The organism is Nocardioides stalactiti, from assembly GCF_014180715.1.
Taxonomy (GTDB): Bacteria; Actinomycetota; Actinomycetes; order Propionibacteriales; family Nocardioidaceae; genus Nocardioides; species Nocardioides stalactiti.
The window spans coordinates 1-15,997 of record NZ_JACEFC010000029.1 but is presented as its reverse complement, the minus strand read 5'-3'; the positions used below and the strand labels follow the sequence as shown (position 1 = coordinate 15,997).

16 protein-coding genes are annotated in these 15,997 nt (G+C 72.7%); 11 read left to right on the top strand and 5 right to left on the bottom strand.

Translation table 11 applies throughout. The features are described from left to right. Positions 1-26: 26 nt before the first annotated feature. Positions 27-671 carry an alpha/beta hydrolase gene (locus H0487_RS08185; protein ID WP_312855862.1) on the bottom strand — a complete coding sequence of 215 codons (645 nt, stop codon included), beginning with the start codon at positions 669-671 and terminating at the stop codon, positions 27-29. Positions 672-809: 138 nt separating this feature from the next. Here H0487_RS08185 and H0487_RS08180 point away from each other — a divergent pair, with 138 nt between their 5' ends. Both H0487_RS08180 and H0487_RS08175 read left to right on the top strand, forming a co-directional pair. After that, a complete protein-coding gene (locus H0487_RS08180) occupies positions 810-1,346 on the top strand; it encodes a helix-turn-helix domain-containing protein (protein WP_183093747.1) in 537 nt (178 codons plus the stop codon). Between the two features lie 6 nt (positions 1,347-1,352). Next, positions 1,353-2,081 carry a GAF and ANTAR domain-containing protein gene (locus H0487_RS08175; RefSeq protein WP_183093746.1) on the top strand — a complete coding sequence of 243 codons (729 nt, stop codon included), beginning with the start codon at positions 1,353-1,355 and terminating at the stop codon, positions 2,079-2,081. Here H0487_RS08175 and H0487_RS08170 read toward each other — a convergent pair. Further along, positions 2,078-2,473, bottom strand: coding sequence for an STAS domain-containing protein (locus H0487_RS08170; protein WP_183093745.1), 396 nt, complete (start codon positions 2,471-2,473; stop codon positions 2,078-2,080). The genes H0487_RS08175 and H0487_RS08170 overlap by 4 nt on opposite strands. 155 nt (positions 2,474-2,628) lie before the next feature. Between H0487_RS08170 and H0487_RS24250 the strand changes: the two genes are divergently transcribed. Further along, positions 2,629-3,465, top strand: coding sequence for a calcium-binding protein (locus tag H0487_RS24250; RefSeq protein ID WP_183093744.1), 837 nt, complete (start codon positions 2,629-2,631; stop codon positions 3,463-3,465). 18 nt (positions 3,466-3,483) lie between these two features. Here H0487_RS24250 and H0487_RS08160 read toward each other — a convergent pair whose 3' ends face one another. Then, positions 3,484-4,368: a MerR family transcriptional regulator gene (locus H0487_RS08160; RefSeq protein WP_183093743.1), complete on the bottom strand. Its 885-nt coding sequence runs from the start codon at positions 4,366-4,368 to the stop codon at positions 3,484-3,486. A 163-nt stretch (positions 4,369-4,531) separates the two neighbouring features. Between H0487_RS08160 and H0487_RS08155 the strand changes: the two genes are divergently transcribed. Genes H0487_RS08155 through H0487_RS08140 form a run of 4 tightly spaced genes read left to right on the top strand, consistent with a single transcriptional unit; the run spans position 4,532 to position 8,860 of the window. Beyond that, positions 4,532-5,896 (top strand): cryptochrome/photolyase family protein, encoded by a 1,365-nt coding sequence (locus tag H0487_RS08155; RefSeq protein ID WP_183093742.1) that lies wholly within the window; start codon positions 4,532-4,534, stop codon positions 5,894-5,896. Then, positions 5,893-7,182 (top strand): FAD-dependent oxidoreductase, encoded by a 1,290-nt coding sequence (locus tag H0487_RS08150; RefSeq protein WP_183093741.1) that lies wholly within the window; start codon positions 5,893-5,895, stop codon positions 7,180-7,182. The genes H0487_RS08155 and H0487_RS08150 overlap by 4 nt, the downstream gene beginning before the upstream one ends. Beyond that, positions 7,179-8,078 carry an NAD(P)H-binding protein gene (locus tag H0487_RS08145; protein WP_183093740.1) on the top strand — a complete coding sequence of 300 codons (900 nt, stop codon included), beginning with the start codon at positions 7,179-7,181 and terminating at the stop codon, positions 8,076-8,078. Before H0487_RS08150 ends, H0487_RS08145 begins: the two co-directional genes overlap by 4 nt. Further along, entirely contained in the window at positions 8,075-8,860 is a 786-nt protein-coding gene (locus H0487_RS08140) for a CPBP family intramembrane glutamic endopeptidase (protein WP_183093739.1), read from the top strand. Before H0487_RS08145 ends, H0487_RS08140 begins: the two co-directional genes overlap by 4 nt. Here H0487_RS08140 and H0487_RS08135 read toward each other — a convergent pair. Beyond that, positions 8,796-9,512: an enoyl-CoA hydratase/isomerase family protein gene (locus H0487_RS08135; protein ID WP_183093738.1), complete on the bottom strand. Its 717-nt coding sequence runs from the start codon at positions 9,510-9,512 to the stop codon at positions 8,796-8,798. The genes H0487_RS08140 and H0487_RS08135 overlap by 65 nt on opposite strands. 50 nt (positions 9,513-9,562) lie before the next feature. After that, positions 9,563-10,957 (bottom strand): amidase, encoded by a 1,395-nt coding sequence (locus H0487_RS08130; RefSeq protein WP_183093737.1) that lies wholly within the window; start codon positions 10,955-10,957, stop codon positions 9,563-9,565. A 73-nt stretch (positions 10,958-11,030) separates the two neighbouring features. Here H0487_RS08130 and H0487_RS08125 point away from each other — a divergent pair, with 73 nt between their 5' ends. The 4 genes from H0487_RS08125 to H0487_RS08110 form a co-directional block, all read left to right on the top strand. After that, entirely contained in the window at positions 11,031-11,666 is a 636-nt protein-coding gene (locus tag H0487_RS08125) for a TetR/AcrR family transcriptional regulator (RefSeq protein ID WP_183093736.1), read from the top strand. Between the two features lie 52 nt (positions 11,667-11,718). After that, complete coding sequence (locus tag H0487_RS08120) at positions 11,719-12,801, top strand: amidohydrolase family protein (protein ID WP_183093735.1); 1,083 nt, start codon at positions 11,719-11,721, stop codon at positions 12,799-12,801. A gap of 228 nt (positions 12,802-13,029) precedes the next feature. Beyond that, positions 13,030-15,549 (top strand): leucine--tRNA ligase, encoded by a 2,520-nt coding sequence (leuS, locus tag H0487_RS08115; protein ID WP_183093734.1) that lies wholly within the window; start codon positions 13,030-13,032, stop codon positions 15,547-15,549. 40 nt (positions 15,550-15,589) lie between these two features. Next, positions 15,590-15,997: DegV family protein (locus H0487_RS08110; protein WP_183093733.1), on the top strand; the 408-nt coding region annotated here is incomplete at its 3' end.

Here is a 15,997-nt window from a genome sequence, read left to right as displayed (position 1 = left end):
CGTGGTCGACCGGCGTCGGCGTCGGGTCAGGCATCCACCCACTGAGCACCGCCGAGCACCGCGCCGACCGGTCCTGCCTGCTCGGTGCCCAACAAGGTGCCGACGGCGAACTGGGCCGCGAACCCGTCGTACACGTCGCGGTGGCGCAGCATCGCGTGCTTGCCGCCGGGGACCGTCACGAAGCCGATCCGGGTGTGGCGAGCGACGTACCGCGCGACGCTGACGGCGCGCTGCCGGTCGGCGATGCGGTCTGCGGTGCCGTGCACGACCAGCACCTGGCGACCGCGCAGGTCGGGATCGTCGTCCGGATAGACCCACGGGTTGAGTGCAGCGACGCTGACGACATCGGGCAGGTGCCCGGCGAACAGGGCGGCACGCCCGCCGAGCGAGTGACCGACCAGGCAGGTCGGGCGGCCACCGTGGGCCGTCCGCAGCTCACCCATCGCCCACTCGACGTCCCGCACCGGGGTGTGGTGGGTGTCCCAGCCGCGCACGGAGTTGAGCAGGCGGTAGACCGCGAGCTCGTCGGGGGCGGCGCGCGCGATCCGCCGAGCGATGGGGATCATCCGCAGCACCGAGAGCTGGGTGGGGCTCACGGGGACCTGGGACCCGCGGGAGCCGCCGCCGTGCAGGACCAGGACCGCGCCCCGGGGTCGGTCGGGCACGTGCACGGGAAGCAGGCGAGGAGCGAGTTTCATCGCCCGTCATTCGTAGCACCCGCAGGGACGGATGGGCCGCACGCGACCGCCGTTGTCGTGCGTGATCCGTGCAGCGGTATCGCAATCCGTGCATCGGGTACCAAGGACTCGATGACCACGACGACCACCGGAACACCAGCAGCCCGTTACTGGGCTGCGCTGCTGACCTTCACCCAGGAGCTCGCGTCCCAGCCCGAGCCCGTCCTCTCCGACCCGCAGGTGCGGGCCTGGCACCTCGGGATCCTCTCCGAGGTCGGGCTCGCCACCATGCCGGGCGGGAGCGCACGAACGGCCGCCGAGGAGGGTCTCATGAGCCCGCGTCCGGCCACCGTCGAGCGCGCGCTCGCCTTCATCGACCAGCGCGCCGCCGAGCCGCTGACGGTCGCCGAGGTCGCCGCTGCGGCAGGAGTAGGTGTCCGCGCGCTCCAGCACGCCTTCGAGCTGTACGCAGGCGCGACGCCGATGGAGCACCTTCGCCGGGTGCGGCTCGACCACGCCCACGACGAGCTCCTCACCGCCGGGGCCACGAGCCGGACGTCGATCGCCGACGTCGCTCACCGATGGGGTTTCGCCAGTGCCAGCCGGTTCAGCGCGTCGTACCGGGAGAGGTACGGGTGCCTGCCGAGCGAGACGTTGCGGAGGAGGTGAGCGCCCTTGCAGTGGCCTGAGCTCTCCGAGCAGATCAGCAGGGTGGCGCGTTCCCTGGCGTCCGAGACCGACACCCAGACGACCCTCGACCTGGCCGTCCACCTCGCCGTCGAGGTGGTGCCGGGATGCGAGGAGGCGGGTATCTCGGTCGTCGAGGCGAAGACCCGGGTCTCGACGGCCGCGGCCAGCGGAGACCTCCCGCGTGCGGTCGACCGCCTGCAGCACGAGCAGGGCGAGGGCCCCTGCCTGTCCGCGGTGCGTGAGGACGTGCTGGTGTCGGTCCCCGACGTGGCGGTCGAGCAGCGGTGGCCGGGCTGGGCGCGGGCCACCGTCGCGGCGTCGGAGGTCCGCAGCATGCTCTGCTTCCCGCTCGTGACCCACGACCGCCGGGTCGGTGCGCTGAGCCTCTGCGCCCGGACCCCGCGTGCCTTCGACCCGACCGACGTCCAGGTCGGTCGCGCGTTCGCCACCCAGGTGGCGTTGGCCGCTGCGGGCCACCAGTCCGCGGCGAGCGCCGAGTCGGCGCTGGAGTTCCACAACCTGATCGGGCAGGCGCAGGGGATCTTGATGGAACGGTTCGAGCTCGACGCCATCCGCGCGCTCGGTGCGCTGCGACGGGTGTCGCAGGAGTCGAACCGCAAGTTGCGGGACGTCGCCCGGGAGATCGTCGACACCCGTGCGATCCCCGAGGCGCGACGCCGTGCCGCCTCGCCTCCGGTGGACGGCGGTCGCTAGGAGGCCGCCTCGCTGAGCTCGGTGGTCGCCCCCCGCGTCGGAGGACCGGCGGTGGGAGGTGGGAGGAGCCATCGCGCCACGCCTGTCATCGTCACGAGCCTGACCACCGGCGGCGGGGTGTCGTGCGCGTCGACCCTGATCCCGGCATCGGCGAGGGCGACCGCGCCCGCGTCGAGGGCGCGGAGTCCGGCAAGGTCGCAGAACGTCACCTCGCGCAGGTCGAGGACGACGAGCTCGCGACGCAGGGGGACGGCGAGGACGTCACGGATCGCGTTGATGACGGCCGAGCAGGAGCTGAGGTCGAGCTCGCCGGTGAGCCGGACGATGGTGAGAGCGGCGGAGGAGCGGGAACGTACGGTGAAGCTGGGATGACCCCGTGGACGGGTGGTCATGGGCTGGTCTCCTGACCCAGTGCCCGAGTGCGCGGTCAGCGCTGGCTGTTTGTCCAACCACCCCCAACCTAGCCCTCGTGTCAACCGACCGCGCGCAGGCGCTCAGGTGCCTAAGCGCCCTGCCGATGAGACCCTCGTCGGAGGGGAGGGGCTTCGTGGTCCGACGCGCTCACGCACTGGTCATCGGGGTGCTGGCGGCTGCCGCCGTCACGTCGTCCTTCGTCGCGGGCGGGAGCCCGGCCCGCGCCGAGGGTGAGCCGCCCGGCGGCCCGGGCACGGCCGGTCCGCCGTACGAGTACGAGACGGCGCTGATGGGGGAGTCCGCCCTCACCCCGCTGCCGGACCAGGCGATGATCACCCGGACCGAGCACGGCTACCTGGTCCGCGCGGGCCAGCAGGACAGCCACCTCGTCGTGACGCTGACCGACGAGGGCCTGCGCTTCGAGGACAGCGGAACTCAACGCTGGAAGAAGCTCGCCCGCCGCTGCCGGTCCCGCGACGTCGCGGTCGGCGTCGCGGCGGTGTGCCGCGTCCCCGGGTGGGTCAGCGAGGACCAGCCGCTCCTGCTCGAGTTCTGGCCGCGGCTCGGCGACGACTACTTCGACGCCTCCACCCTCGGTGCCGACTACGCGATGACGATGCTCTCCGATGCCGGCCACGACACCGCGCACTTCGGGGACGGTCCCGACTTCTTCAACGGGTTCACCGGCCGCGACCGGGTGTGGGGCGGTGGTGGCGACGACTGGATCCGCACCGGCGACCATGCCGACCTCGTCTGGGGCGGCGGCGACGACGACCAGGTCATCGGCTCCGATGGCCGCGACGAGCTGTACGGCGAGGACGGGGACGACCGGCTCGGAGGAGGCGCCGGCGACGACCGGCTCGACGGCGGCGCCGGCGAGGACTTCATCCTCTGCGACATCGGGCTCGACGGCGTCCTCACCGACGGCATCGACCGCCTGCTCGGCTGCGAGTCGGTCGACGGGGGCTGACCCGGCCCCGACCGTCGCTCAGACCTCGACGCGTCGCCCGAGGGCGTGGCTGAGGAGGGCGGCAGCGGGACCGATCCGGTGGCCGAGCCGCAGGCAGCGGTCGGGAGCCCGGTCCTGGGCCGCGCCACCGACGGCGACGAGCAGGCTGGGTCGGCAGTCCTCCAGCACCCGGACGGTCTCGGTGACCCCGGGGACGTCCTCCTCCATCGGCAGCGCGAGGACGATGCAGGCCGCGTCGTGCTGGTCGATCATCGTCGCCCAGTCGTCGACGGGGACGTCCGCGCCGAGGTAGGCCGTCGCGAGCCCGGCGCGCCGCGCCGCGGTCGCGAAGGACAGGAGCCCCAGGTCGTGCCGCGAGCCGGGGGCGAGCCCGAGGACGACCGGGGGACCGGCGGTGGCTCCAGCGGCGTCGTAGGCCACCCCCAGCCGGCGCGCGACCGCGTGCGAGACGAGGTGCTCGGCCGCGACGCTGATCCGGCCGGACTCCCACGCACTGCCGAGCTCCGCGAGAGCCGGCATCAGCCAGCTGTCGACGACCGTCTCGAACGACGCGGCTGCGAACCGGTGGTCGAGCACCCGCGACAAGGCCACCGGGTCCATCGCCTCGGCGGCGGTGACGAGGGCGTCGCGGTCGTCGGGGGACCAGTCATCGTCGAGCGCGCGTGCCTCCAGCGTGGTCGCGGCCGCCGCCCGGCGCAGGGTCTCCTCCGCTGCGGCGCGCACCGACCAGCCGTCGAGGACCAGGGCGTTCATCGTCCCCAGGGTGCGGAGCGAGCTCTCGTCGTAGATCCGGTAGCCCGCGTCGGTGCGGCGGGCGGGCCCGATGCCGTAGCGGGTCTCCCACGCGCGCAGCGTCGAGACGCTGACCCCGAGTTGCTCAGCGGCGTGCTTGATCGTGTACATGGGCGGCCCAGGTTAGCCGTCGGACGCCGACGGACGAGCGATTTTCACAGCGTTATCCACACCTTTGACAAACCTTGTACAAACACTCTAGCGTCGGAGCCGTGGGCGGGCAATCCGGAACGGTTCCTCCGAGGACCCGGTCGATCGAGGTCGGGCGGGTCGAATGACGGCGATCCTCTGGCTCCGACGCGACCTCCGGTTGTCCGACCACCCGGCGCTGGCCCCGGCGGTGCAGGACGGTCCGGTCCTGCCGCTGTTCGTCCGTGATCCCCGCTTGTCTCGGGCGGGCGGGGCTCGGCTCAGCCGTCTCGAAGCGTCGCTGGCCGCGTACGACGAGGGCACTGGGGGCGCCCTCGTCGTACGCTCGGGCGACCCGGCCGAGGTGGTCGCCCAGGTCGCTGCGGAGGTCGGTGCGCGGAGCGTCCACGTGACCGGGGAGTTCACGCCCTACGCCGTGAGGCGCGACCGCGCCGTCGCCGCGGCGCTCGACGACCTCGGCGTGCCGATGGCGTCGAGCGGCACGCCGTACGCCGTACGCCCGGGCACGTTGCGGACCAATGCCGGGACCCCGTTCAAGGTCTTCACGCCCTTCTCCCGGTCCTGGCGTGAGCACCACGTCGAGGCGCCGGTCGAGGTCCCGTCCGGGCTGAAGTGGCGGCGCACCATCGACAGCGAGGGCCTCGACGAGGAGCTCGTGAAGGCCGGCGGCTCGTTCGGCCCCGTCGGCGAGCAGGCCGCGCTCGACCGCTGGCACTGCTTCCTCGACGACGGGATCGCCGACTACGGCGAGCGGCGCGACCGGCCCGACCTCGACGGCACCAGTCGGTTGTCCACCGCCCTCCGCTTCGGGGAGATCCACCCCCGCACCCTGCTCGCCGACGTCCGGCGGAGCCCGCACGCCGAGTCCGGCGGCGCCCGGACGTTCGTCACGGAGATCATCTGGCGGGAGTTCTACGCCGACGTGCTGTGGCACCGGCCCGACTCGGCGTGGGGCGACCTGCGCACCGACCTCGGTGGGATGCGGTACGACGAGGGACGGTCCGTCGAGGACCTGGTCGACGCCTGGCGCGAGGGTCGGACCGGCTTCCCGATCGTCGACGCGGGGATGCGGCAGCTGCGGGACACCGGCTGGATGCACAACCGGGTGCGGATGATCACCGCCAGCTTCCTCGTCAAGGACCTGCACGTCTGGTGGCCGGTCGGCGCTCGGCACTTCCTCGACCTGCTCGTCGACGGCGACCTCGCCTCCAACAACCAGGGATGGCAGTGGGTGGCCGGGACCGGCACCGACGCGGCGCCGTACTTCCGGGTCTTCAACCCGGTCAGCCAGGGCAAGCGCTTCGACCCGGAGGGTGACTACGTCCGTCGCTGGGTACCGGAGCTGGCGCACCTCCAGGGTGCGGCCGCGCACGAGCCCTGGCAGCACGAGCAGGGCTACGAGAGCGGCTACGCCGAGCGCATCGTCGACCATGACGACGAGCGGCGCGAGGCGCTGGACCGCTACGAACGAGCGAAGAGGAACACATGAGCCAACCGCCGGTCGTCATCGTCGGTGCGGGTCTGGCTGGGCTCTCCTGCGCCCAGGGCCTGACCAGCGCCGGCCTCGACGTCGTCGTCCTCGAGTCGGCCGCCCACGTCGGCGGCCGGGTCAGCAGCGACCTCGTCGACGGCTTCGTCATCGACCGTGGGTTCCAGGTGCTCAACACCGCCTACCCGGCGCTCGGACGGGCCGTCGACCTGAAGGCGCTCGACCTGCGCAGGCTGCCGCGCGGCATCCGGGTCCGCCGCGGCGGCCGCCTGTACGACGTCCCGCACCCGTTGGCGTCGCCGACCGCGCCGTTCCGGGCCGCGACCTCCGGCGTGGTCGGGCTCCGGGACAAGCTCGCGCTGGCCCGCTATGCCGGGGGCCTGATCGCGTCCTCGCCGGCGGCCGTCAAGCGGCGCCCCGACGTCGACGCCCGCGCCGCCTGGTCGCACGCGATGCCGGAGCCGCTCGTGTCGTCCGTGCTGGTGCCGTTCATGGCCGGCGTCGTCCTCGAGCCGGACGCGTCGGTGTCGCGGGTCTTCGCCGACCTGATGATGCGGACGTTCGCCCGAGGCGTGTCGGCGGTCCCTGCGGCCGGCATGCAGGCCCTCCCCGAGGCGATGGCCAACCGGCTGCCGCCCTCGGCGGTCCGCCTCGGCGTCGAGGTGGCAGAGACGCACAGTGACGGCGTCGTGCTCGCCGACGGCACGGTCGTCGACGCCGCGGCGGTCGTCGTCGCCACCGACCCGTGGGCGGCGCACCGGCTCGTGCCCGAGCTCGGTCCGGCGCCGGCCCCACGGGGTGTCACGACCTACTACTTTGCCGCCCCCGCGGGCCGCTACGACCCAGCCCTCGCCGTGGACGCGGACGGCTCCGGGGTCGTGAGCTCAGTGGTGCTCACCGCGTCGGCCCCCGAGTACAGCAGTGACGGCCGCGCGCTGATCGCGACGTCGGTGCTCCACGTCGGGGGCCGCGCCGTGCTCGAGGCGGACGACGCCCGCGAGGCCGCCGCCCAGCTGCACGAGGTCTCCCGGCAGGGCTGGGAGACCGTCGCCGTCCGTGACGTCCCGGAAGCACTGCCCGCGATGACCGCGCCCCACCAGCTCCGCAAGCCCGTCCACCAGTCGCGGTCCGGCACCTGGGTGGCCGGTGACCACCGTGACACCTCCTCGATCCAGGGCGCCCTCGTCTCCGGGCGGCGTGCGGCAGCGTCGCTCCTGCGGGAGGTGGGGGAGGCCGGCGTCGGCGACCCCTCCGTCCGCACCGTCCCCCGCCACCGGGCCTCGTGACCGGCCCGCGGGAGGTCCTCGTCGCCGGCGGCACCGGGTTCGTCGGTCGCCGGCTGGTGCCGGCGCTCGTCGAGGCCGGGCACGAGGTACGCGTCATGACCCGGCGCCCCGACCGGTACGAGGGGTTGGGGCGAGCGGTCCGCGGGGACGTGGGCGACCCGGGCTCGCTGAGGTCCGCCCTCGAGGGCACGTCGGCCGCGTACTACCTCGTGCACTCGCTCGAGAATGCGGACTTCGAGTCGCGCGACGCCGAGGCGGCGACGGCGTTCGGCTCGGCGGCGGCCGCCGCAGGGGTGGAGCAGATCGTCTACCTCGGCGGTCTCGGTGACGACGGGGACGACCTGTCGCCGCACCTGCGGAGCCGGCGCGAGGTCGAGGAGCTGCTCGGGGCGGCTGGGGTTCCCGTCACGGTCCTGCGCGCCGGGATCGTCGTCGGGCACGGCGGGATCTCCTGGGAGATCACCCGACAGCTCGTCGAGCACCTCCCGGCGATGATCACCCCGCGCTGGGTCAAGACACGCACCCAGCCGATCTCGGTCGACGATGTCGTGCGCTATCTGGTGGGGGTGCTCGGCAACCCCGACGCCACCAGCCGGACGTTCGAGGTCGGTGGCTCCGACGTCCTCGCCTACTCCGACATGCTCAAGCGGGTCGCGGCGATCGAGGGACGGCCGATGCCGATCTTCCCGGTGCCGCTCCTGACACCCCGGCTCTCCTCCCTCTGGCTCGCGCTGGTGACCGACGTCGACCCCCAGGCGGGGCGCAACCTCATCGACTCGATGGTCAACGAGGTCATCGTCCGCGACGACGCGATCCGACGGGTCGTGCCGTTCGAGCCGATGACCTACGACGAGGCCGTCCGGGCAGCCCTGGCCGAGCGGGCCGAGTCCGCATGAGCGCAGCGCTGCGCGCTCGACTCGACCGGATCCTCCCGAAGCCGCTGACCCACGTGGTCCGGGTCGAGGGGCGGGAGCCCCGCGCGGTGCGGCACCGGCGTCGTCGTACGGTCGCCGCGACGTCGGTCGTCGGCGCCGGCCTGCTCGGCGCCTCACTGTCGACGCGGCCGGGCTCGCGGGAGTTCTACCTGTCGACCGCCGCCGTGGCCGGGGTGTGGACGGTGGGGAGCGTGGCGTCGGGACCGCTCCACCTGGGCTGGATCGAGACCCGCGACGCGACGATCCGCCGACCGCTCGTCACGCCCGTCGTGACCGGGATCGGGGCGTTCGGCCTGTTCTATGCCGCCGCGTTGGTCGCTCGCCGGATCCCCGTCCTCGACGACGCGATCAGCCGGGTCCTCGACTTCGCCGACGAGGGCGACGACCGGCTGGTGCTGCTGACGACGCTGGCCAACGGACTGGGGGAGGAGGTCTTCTTCCGCGGGGCGCTCTACGCGGCGCTCGGCGAGCACCGTCCGGTCGTGTCGTCGACCGCGGTCTACGCCCTGGCGACCACCACGACCCGCAACCCGGCGCTGGTCCTCGCCGCCGCGGTCATGGGGTCCCTCTTCGGGCTTCAGCGACGCGCGTCCGGCGGCATCCAGGCGCCGACGATCACGCACCTCACCTGGTCGGCGCTGATGGTGCGGTTCCTGCCGCCGCTCTTCCGGCGACCGGTCAACCTTGCGGCAGCCCGGTCCCGTGCTTCTGGAACGCGACGAGGTGCTCGTTCTCGTAGCTGATCCGGCGGGCGGAGTCCTCGAGCTCGCGGAACATCACCTTGAGCTCGCGCACGCCGGTGGCGGACTGGCGGGTGATCGCCGTCGCCAGGTCGATCGCAGCGGTCTCCGCCTCGTCGGCGGACGCGGTCCGCTGGAAGAGCCCGTACGCCGCCGCCTCGTCCAGGCCGATCGGACGGCCGGTGAAGACGAGGTCCTTGGCACGGGAAAGCCCGACCAGCTGGGTCAGCCGGGCCGGACCGACCGGGACGCCGAGCCGGGCGCCCGCCCAGGCCAGCTTGAGGTTGTCGCCGCCGACGCGCAGGTCGCAGCCCGCGACGATCTCGGCGCCCGCGCCGACGCAATTGCCCACGCACACGGCGATGGTCGGCACCGGCGTCTCGTCGATGAGCCGGTAGAGATCGGCGAACGCCTCCATCCGTGCGACACCGCCCGCGGCGTCGAGCTCCTCGCCCACGTCGGCGCCCGCGCACAGCGCCGTCGTCGAGGTGGTGGAGACGACCACGGCCCGGAGGTCGGCGTCGGCCGCGAGCTCGGCGAGCGCGGTGTTGAGGAGACGCAGGGTGGCGGTGTCGAGCGCGTTGCGCTTGTCCGGACGGTTGATCCGGAGCACCTCGATGCCGTCGGGGAGGCGCTCACGCAGCAGGGCAGTCACGAGCCACGATCGTAATGGCGCTGGCGGCCCTGCCGCGCGTGAGAACCGTCTCAGTCCTGGATGCGCGCGAAGGGCTGCTCGGCCTCGAGCAGGTAGGCCAGCTCGAGGAGGGTCCGTTCGTCGCCGTGGGCACCGGAGAGGTGGACGCCGACGGGGAGCCCCTCGGGTGAGAGGCCGGCCGGGACCGAGATCGCCGGTGCGCCCGACACGTTGTGGAGCGGCGTGAACGAGACGTAGTTGAGCAGCCGCTCGAGGAGCTGGTCGAAGGGCTGGGCGGGGGAGAGGTGCCCGATCCGCGGTGCGGTGTGGGCCAGCACGGGGGACAGCACGACGTCGTGCTCGGTCAGCCAGTCGGCGTAGGTGCGACGTACCTTGCGGAGCCGGAGCAGAGCGGCGGGCGTCCGGTGCGGGGCGCGGCGGTGGTGGGCCTTGAGGCCACGGGTGAGGCCGTCGGCCTTGGTGCCGTCCCACGTCTTGTCGAGGTTGAGCCGGCCGGTGGAGGTGACCAGGTCGGCGAGCATCGCCCAGTACTGGAGGAAGTCCGCCGCGAACTGCTCACCGACCGGCGCCTTCGCGGGCTCGACGACGTGGCCGGCCTTCTCGAGGAGCGCGGCGGTGCGCTCGACGGCGGCCCGGGTCGCGTCGTCGATCGCGGCGCCGGTGGGGCTGTCGAGGAGGACGCCGACGCGGAGCCGACGCTGGGCCGGACCGGTGACGTGGCCGACGGGAGCGAGCGCGGGATTGCGGTGGTGCCGCTCGGCTCCCGCGAAGAACGCGGCCGTGTCGCGGACGCTGCGGGTCACGACGCCCTCGCCGATGATGTTGAGGGGCAGCGCCCGGGTGGCCTCGCTGTCGACGAACCGGCCGCGCGACGGCTTGAGGCCGACGAGCCCGGCGCAGGCGGCCGGGATCCGGATCGAGCCGCCACCGTCGTTGGCGTGCGCGATCGGTACGACGCCCGCGGCGACGAGTGCCGCGGAGCCGCCGGAAGACGCGCCGACCGAGTGGTCGGTGTGCCACGGGTTGCGGACCGCGTCGGCCGCCATGTACTCGGTGCTGGCGTTGAAGCCGAACTCCGGCAGCCGCGACTTGCCGATCACGGTGACGCCCGTGGAGAGGAGCTGCTGGGTGAACAGCCCGTCCTTCTTGGCGGGGGCGCCGGTGTAGGCGTCGCTGCCGTTCTGGGTGGGGAGGCCCGCGAGCTCGACGTTGTCCTTGACGTACGTCGGCACGCCGGCGAACACCCCGCCGTCGCGGTCGCTCGTCCGCGGCTGGTCGTAGGTCGCCACGACCGCGTTGAGCTCGCCCTCGATCCGGGCGGCGCGCTCGGTCGCCGCGAGCGCCAGCTCGGCCGGGCTGACCTCGCGGTCCGCCACCTGGCGGGCGAGCTCGACGGCGTCGTGCTCACCGAGGGCGTCGTTGGTGAACGCGTGGACTCGGGTCATGGTCGCTCCTGATGTCTGGAAGATCTTCCAGAGACTGTAGAAGATCTTCCAGACTCTGTCTAGGATGAGGCCCATGAGTGCGCGACGTCACGGCCCCAGCGCCCAGGCGCGGCGTGAGGCGCTGCTCCGGGCGACCGTCGAGGTCACCGCCGAGCAGGGCGTCGCGGGCGTCACGCACCGCGCCGTCACCGAGCGAGCGGGGCTGCCGCTCGCCACGGTCAGCTACTTCTTCTCCTCCATCGACGAGCTCGCCGGCGAGGCGCTGCGCACGTTCATGGCCGAGGAGCAGGCGCGGCAGGCGTCGCTCGCCGACGGCCTGGTGGCCGCCGAGATGAGTGTCGACGAGGCCGGCCGGGCGTTCGCGGCGGCCGCGGCGCCGCGGCTGCCGGAGACGCTCGCCCTCTTCGAGGCACTGCTGTACGCCGCGCGCCACCCGGAGTTCCGAGCCCCGGTCGGTGACGCGCTCGCCGCGGCACGGGGGGTCGCGAGCGCGGGGTTGAGCGCCCTCGACACTCCGGACCCCGAGACCCTGGCGCCGGCGATGACCGCGCTCGCCCACGGCCTGGCGCTGCACCGGCTCGCCGAGCCGGACGGTCTCGACGAGGACGCGACGTACCCCGCCCTGCGCGCCCTCCTCCTCGGCCACCTCCTCGACACCGGCCACGAGGACCTCGCGCTCGAGCTCGCCCGCGAGACCCGCGCGACCTGAGTCGCCGCTCATCGTCGCGCGTCCGCACACGGGCCGGTGCAAGGATGGGCGGGTGGTCGCAGCCGAGAGCCTGTCCGGGGTCGTTCCTCACATCATCGACACCCACATCCACCAGTGGGATCCGTTCACGACGCCGCGAGAGGCGTCGCGGGTGGCACCTCTCTACAAGCGGGCGCCGCGGCTGCTGGAGCGGATGAAGCCGCTGCTGCTCGACCAGGGCGCCCGGGAGCTCATCCACACGGCGGCGCACGTCGCACGGCCCTATCTCCCGGAGGACTACGGCACGGACGTCGCCGGGACGGTCGCGGCGGTGGGCGTCCCGGTGAAGGCAGCGGTCCACGTCGAGTGCGGGTGGCACCGCGAGGACCAGTCGGAGGAGACCGCCTGGCTCGACGGGCTGCCGTTCGGCCAGGGCACCGCGCCCGAGCTGGTGGCGATCGTGGCCAACGCCGACCCGCGGCGGCCGGACTTCCCGCAGGTCCTCGACGCGCACGCCCGGGCGAGCACGAGGTTCCGCGGCATCCGGTCCATGGGCGCGTGGCACCCCGACAAGGGAGTGAAGTCGTGGACCGACGGTGAGGGCGTGCTGCGCTCGACCGCCTTCCTCAACGGCTTCCGAGCCCTCGCCGAGCGGGGCCTGACGTTCGACGCCTTCGTGTTCTCCCAGCAGCTCAACGACGTCGCCCTGCTGGCGAAGGAGTACCCGGAGACCACGATCGTCCTCGATCACTACGCGCCGCCGCTCGGGCTCCTCGGTCCGCTCGGCAAGACGCTCGGCCGGAGCGACGCCCAGCGGGCGGACCTGCTCGCGAAGTGGCAGGACGACATCGCGAAGCTCGCCGACCACCACAACGTCATCGCCAAGCACTCGGGCCTCGCGTTCCCGGTGCTCGGCTACAGCGTGGGCCGGATCGACCGGGCCCGGCTGGCCGAGCGCGTCGCGCCGCTCGTCGACCACACCACCCGCGTGTTCGGGGAGGACCGGCTGATGTTCGGCTCCAACTATCCGATGGACAAGCCGGTCGCGGACTACGGGACGATCGTCGGCGCTCTCACCGACCTGCTGGCTCCCGGCGGACCGGACCTGCTCCGCAAGGTCTTCCACGACAACGCACAGAGGGCCTACCGCCTCTGACGGACTCGGGGCACCTACGCGCGGCGCTGTGGGCGGGTGCAGACCGGCGCCTGACCGAGCGGGTGGAGTAGGCTGGGAGCGTGCGGAAGAACCTGCTTCTTACCTAGCCGCGTCGAGGATCCCCCAGACGGGTCGACGCGGCTGCCCCTCCCTGTGCGAGGGGCTTTCTTGTGTCTGGGGCAACTCACCCGAGCAGGTCACCCACCACCACGAGCACGAGGAAAGACATTGAGCGAGCACAAGACGGCACAGGCGGAGCAGCAGCCCGGGCAGCCCGAGCCCTCGTCGTACGACGTCCGGGCCGTCGAGGCCAAGTGGCTGCCGGTCTGGGACCGGATCGACCCGTTCCGCGCCGACGACGCGGCGGTCCTGGCGGGCCGCGAGAAGCGCTACGCGCTGACGATGTTCCCCTACCCGAGCGGCGACCTGCACATGGGTCACGCCGAGGTGTTCGCACTCCACGACGTCATCTCGCGCTACTGGAAGTTCCGCGGCTACGAGGTCCTCAACCCGATGGGTTGGGACTCCTTCGGCCTGCCCGCCGAGAACGCCGCGATCCGCAACGACGAGCACCCGGCGACCTACACCTACGCCAACATCGAGACCCAGGCCGAGTCGATGAAGCGCTACGGCGTGAGCTTCGACTGGTCGCGCCGGCTGCACACCTCGGACCCCGAGTACTACAAGTGGACGCAGTGGCTGTTCCTGAAGCTGCGCGAGCACGGCCTGGCCTACCGCAAGAACAGCCCCGTCAACTGGTGCCCGCAGGACCAGACCGTGCTGGCCAACGAGCAGGTGCTGGCCGACGGCACCTGCGAGCGGTGCGGCGCGGAGGTCACCAAGAAGGAGCTGACCCAGTGGTACTTCAAGACCACGCACTACGCGCAGGAGCTGTACGACTGCCTGGATGACCTGCAGGACACGTGGATCGGCAAGGTCGTCAACGCGCAGCGCAACTGGATCGGTCGGTCCGAGGGTGCCCACGTGGCCTTCGAGGTCGAGGGACACGGTCCGGTGACGGTCTTCACGACGCGCCCCGACACCCTGTTCGGTGCGACGTTCTTCGTCGTGGCGGCCGACGCCAAGCTGGCCGCGGAGATCTGCACCGACGAGCAGCGGCCCGCGTTCGAGGCGTACGTCGACGACGTGCGCAAGGCGTCCGACATCGACCGGATGTCGACCGAGCGCCCCAAGACGGGCGTCTTCCTGGGGCGCTACGCCGTCAACCCGGTCAACGGGGAGCGGATCCCCGTCTGGGCGGCCGACTACGTGCTGGCCGACTACGGCACCGGCGCGATCATGGCGGTCCCCGGCGGCGACCAGCGCGACTACGACTTCGCGAAGGCGTTCGACCTGCCGATCATCCACACGGTCCAGCCGCCGGCGGACTTCGTGGAGTCGGGTGGCGAGGCCTACGCCGGCACCGGTCCCGCGATCAACTCGGCCAACGACGAGATCTCGCTCAACGGCATGGACGTGCCGGAGGCCAAGTCCACGATCATCGCGTGGCTGGAGAGCAAGGGCCTGGGCAACGGCACCGTCAACTTCCGGCTGCGTGACTGGCTGCTGTCGCGACAGCGCTACTGGGGCGCGCCGATCCCGGTCGTGCACTGCCCGGCCTGCGGTGAGGTCGCGGTGCCGGAGGACCAGCTGCCCGTCGAGCTGCCCGAGCTGCGCGGCGCCGACCTGAAGCCGAAGGGCACCTCCCCGCTGGGTGCGGCGACGGAGTGGGTCAACGTCGACTGCCCGTCCTGCGGCGGGCCCGCGACGCGCGACACCGACACGATGGACACCTTCGTCGACTCGTCCTGGTACTTCTTCCGCTACCTGTCGCCGCACGACGGCGACCGCGCCTTCGACCCGGCCCTGGCCGAGGCCTGGGGCCCGGTGGACTTCTACCTGGGCGGCGACGAGCACGCCGTGCTGCACCTGCTGTACGCGCGCTTCTTCACCAAGGCGATGCGCGACATGGGCCTGATCACCTGGGACGAGCCGTTCACGGCGTACCTGTCCCAGGGGAAGGTCATCAACAACGGCCGCAAGATGAGCAAGTCGCTGGGCAACGGCATCAACCTGGGGGCGCAGCTCGACGAGTTCGGCGTCGACGCGGTCCGGCTGACGCTGGTGTTCGCGAGCCCGCCCGAGGACAACATCGACTGGGCCGACGTGTCGCCGGCCGGTTCGCTGCGCTTCCTGCAGCGCGCCTGGCGACTGGCGGGCGACGTGACGTCCGCGCCGGACGCCGTCGTGGCGACGGGCGACGTCGCTCTGCGCAAGGTCACCCACAAGACCGTGCACGACGCGGCACAGCTGCTGGAGTCCTACCGCTTCAACGTGGTGGTCGCCCGGATCATGGAGCTGGTCAACGCGACCCGCAAGGCGATCGACTCGGGCTGCGGCCCGGCCGACCCGGCGGTCCGCGAGGCGGCCGAGGTCGTCGCGATCCTGCTGTCGATGGTGGCGCCGTACACGGCCGAGGAGATGTGGGAGCGGCTGGGGCACGAGCCCTGCGTCGCCCAGGCGCCGTGGCCGACGGTCGACCCGGACCTGCTGGTCGAGGACACGGTGACCGCCGTCGTCCAGATCCAGGGCAAGGTCCGGGCCCGCCTGGAGGTCGCACCGGACGTGTCGGACGCGGACCTGGAGGCGATCGCGATGGAGTCCCCCGAGGTGCTGCGGGCGATCGACGGGCGCGAGGTGCGCCGCGTGATCGTGCGCGCGCCCAAGCTCGTCAACATCGTGGTCTGACGGTGTCGCCGGTTGGTGGCCGTGCCCTAGCCTCGGTCGCATGACGGTCGCACTGGTCACCGACTCCACGGCCAGCCTCCCCCCGGAGGTCGCGGACGAGTGCCGGGCTGCCGTCGTGCCGCTCCAGGTCGTCATCGACGACGAGTCCTTCGAGGAGGGCGCGGAGGAGGCGTCGCCGGCGTGCGTCGCGGCGGCGCTGCGCGAGAAGCGCGCAGTCAGCACGTCGCGCCCGGCGCCGACCGTCTTCGGCGACCTCTACCGGCGGCTGGCCGAGGAGGGCGCGACCGAGATCCTCTCGGTCCACCTGTCCAGCGACATGAGCGGCACGTTCGAGTCGGCCCAGGTCGCGGCCCGGCACGCGCCGGTGCCGGTCACCTGCATCGACACCCGGCAGGTCGGGGTCGGCACCGGCTACGCCGTGGAGTCGGCCGCCGCGGTCATCGCGTCC

Excerpts from the sequence above, each read along its gene's own strand:
- H0487_RS08180 (WP_183093747.1), top strand. The coding sequence starts at position 810 with ATGACCACGACGACCACCGGAACACCAGCAGCCCGTTACTGGGCTGCG.
- H0487_RS08170 (WP_183093745.1), bottom strand. The coding sequence starts at position 2,473 with ATGACCACCCGTCCACGGGGTCATCCCAGCTTCACCGTACGTTCCCGC.
- H0487_RS08160 (WP_183093743.1), bottom strand. The coding sequence starts at position 4,368 with ATGTACACGATCAAGCACGCCGCTGAGCAACTCGGGGTCAGCGTCTCG.
- H0487_RS08155 (WP_183093742.1), top strand. The coding sequence starts at position 4,532 with ATGACGGCGATCCTCTGGCTCCGACGCGACCTCCGGTTGTCCGACCAC.
- H0487_RS08150 (WP_183093741.1), top strand. The coding sequence starts at position 5,893 with ATGAGCCAACCGCCGGTCGTCATCGTCGGTGCGGGTCTGGCTGGGCTC.
- H0487_RS08140 (WP_183093739.1), top strand. The coding sequence starts at position 8,075 with ATGAGCGCAGCGCTGCGCGCTCGACTCGACCGGATCCTCCCGAAGCCG.
- H0487_RS08130 (WP_183093737.1), bottom strand. The coding sequence starts at position 10,957 with ATGACCCGAGTCCACGCGTTCACCAACGACGCCCTCGGTGAGCACGAC.
- H0487_RS08125 (WP_183093736.1), top strand. The coding sequence starts at position 11,031 with ATGAGTGCGCGACGTCACGGCCCCAGCGCCCAGGCGCGGCGTGAGGCG.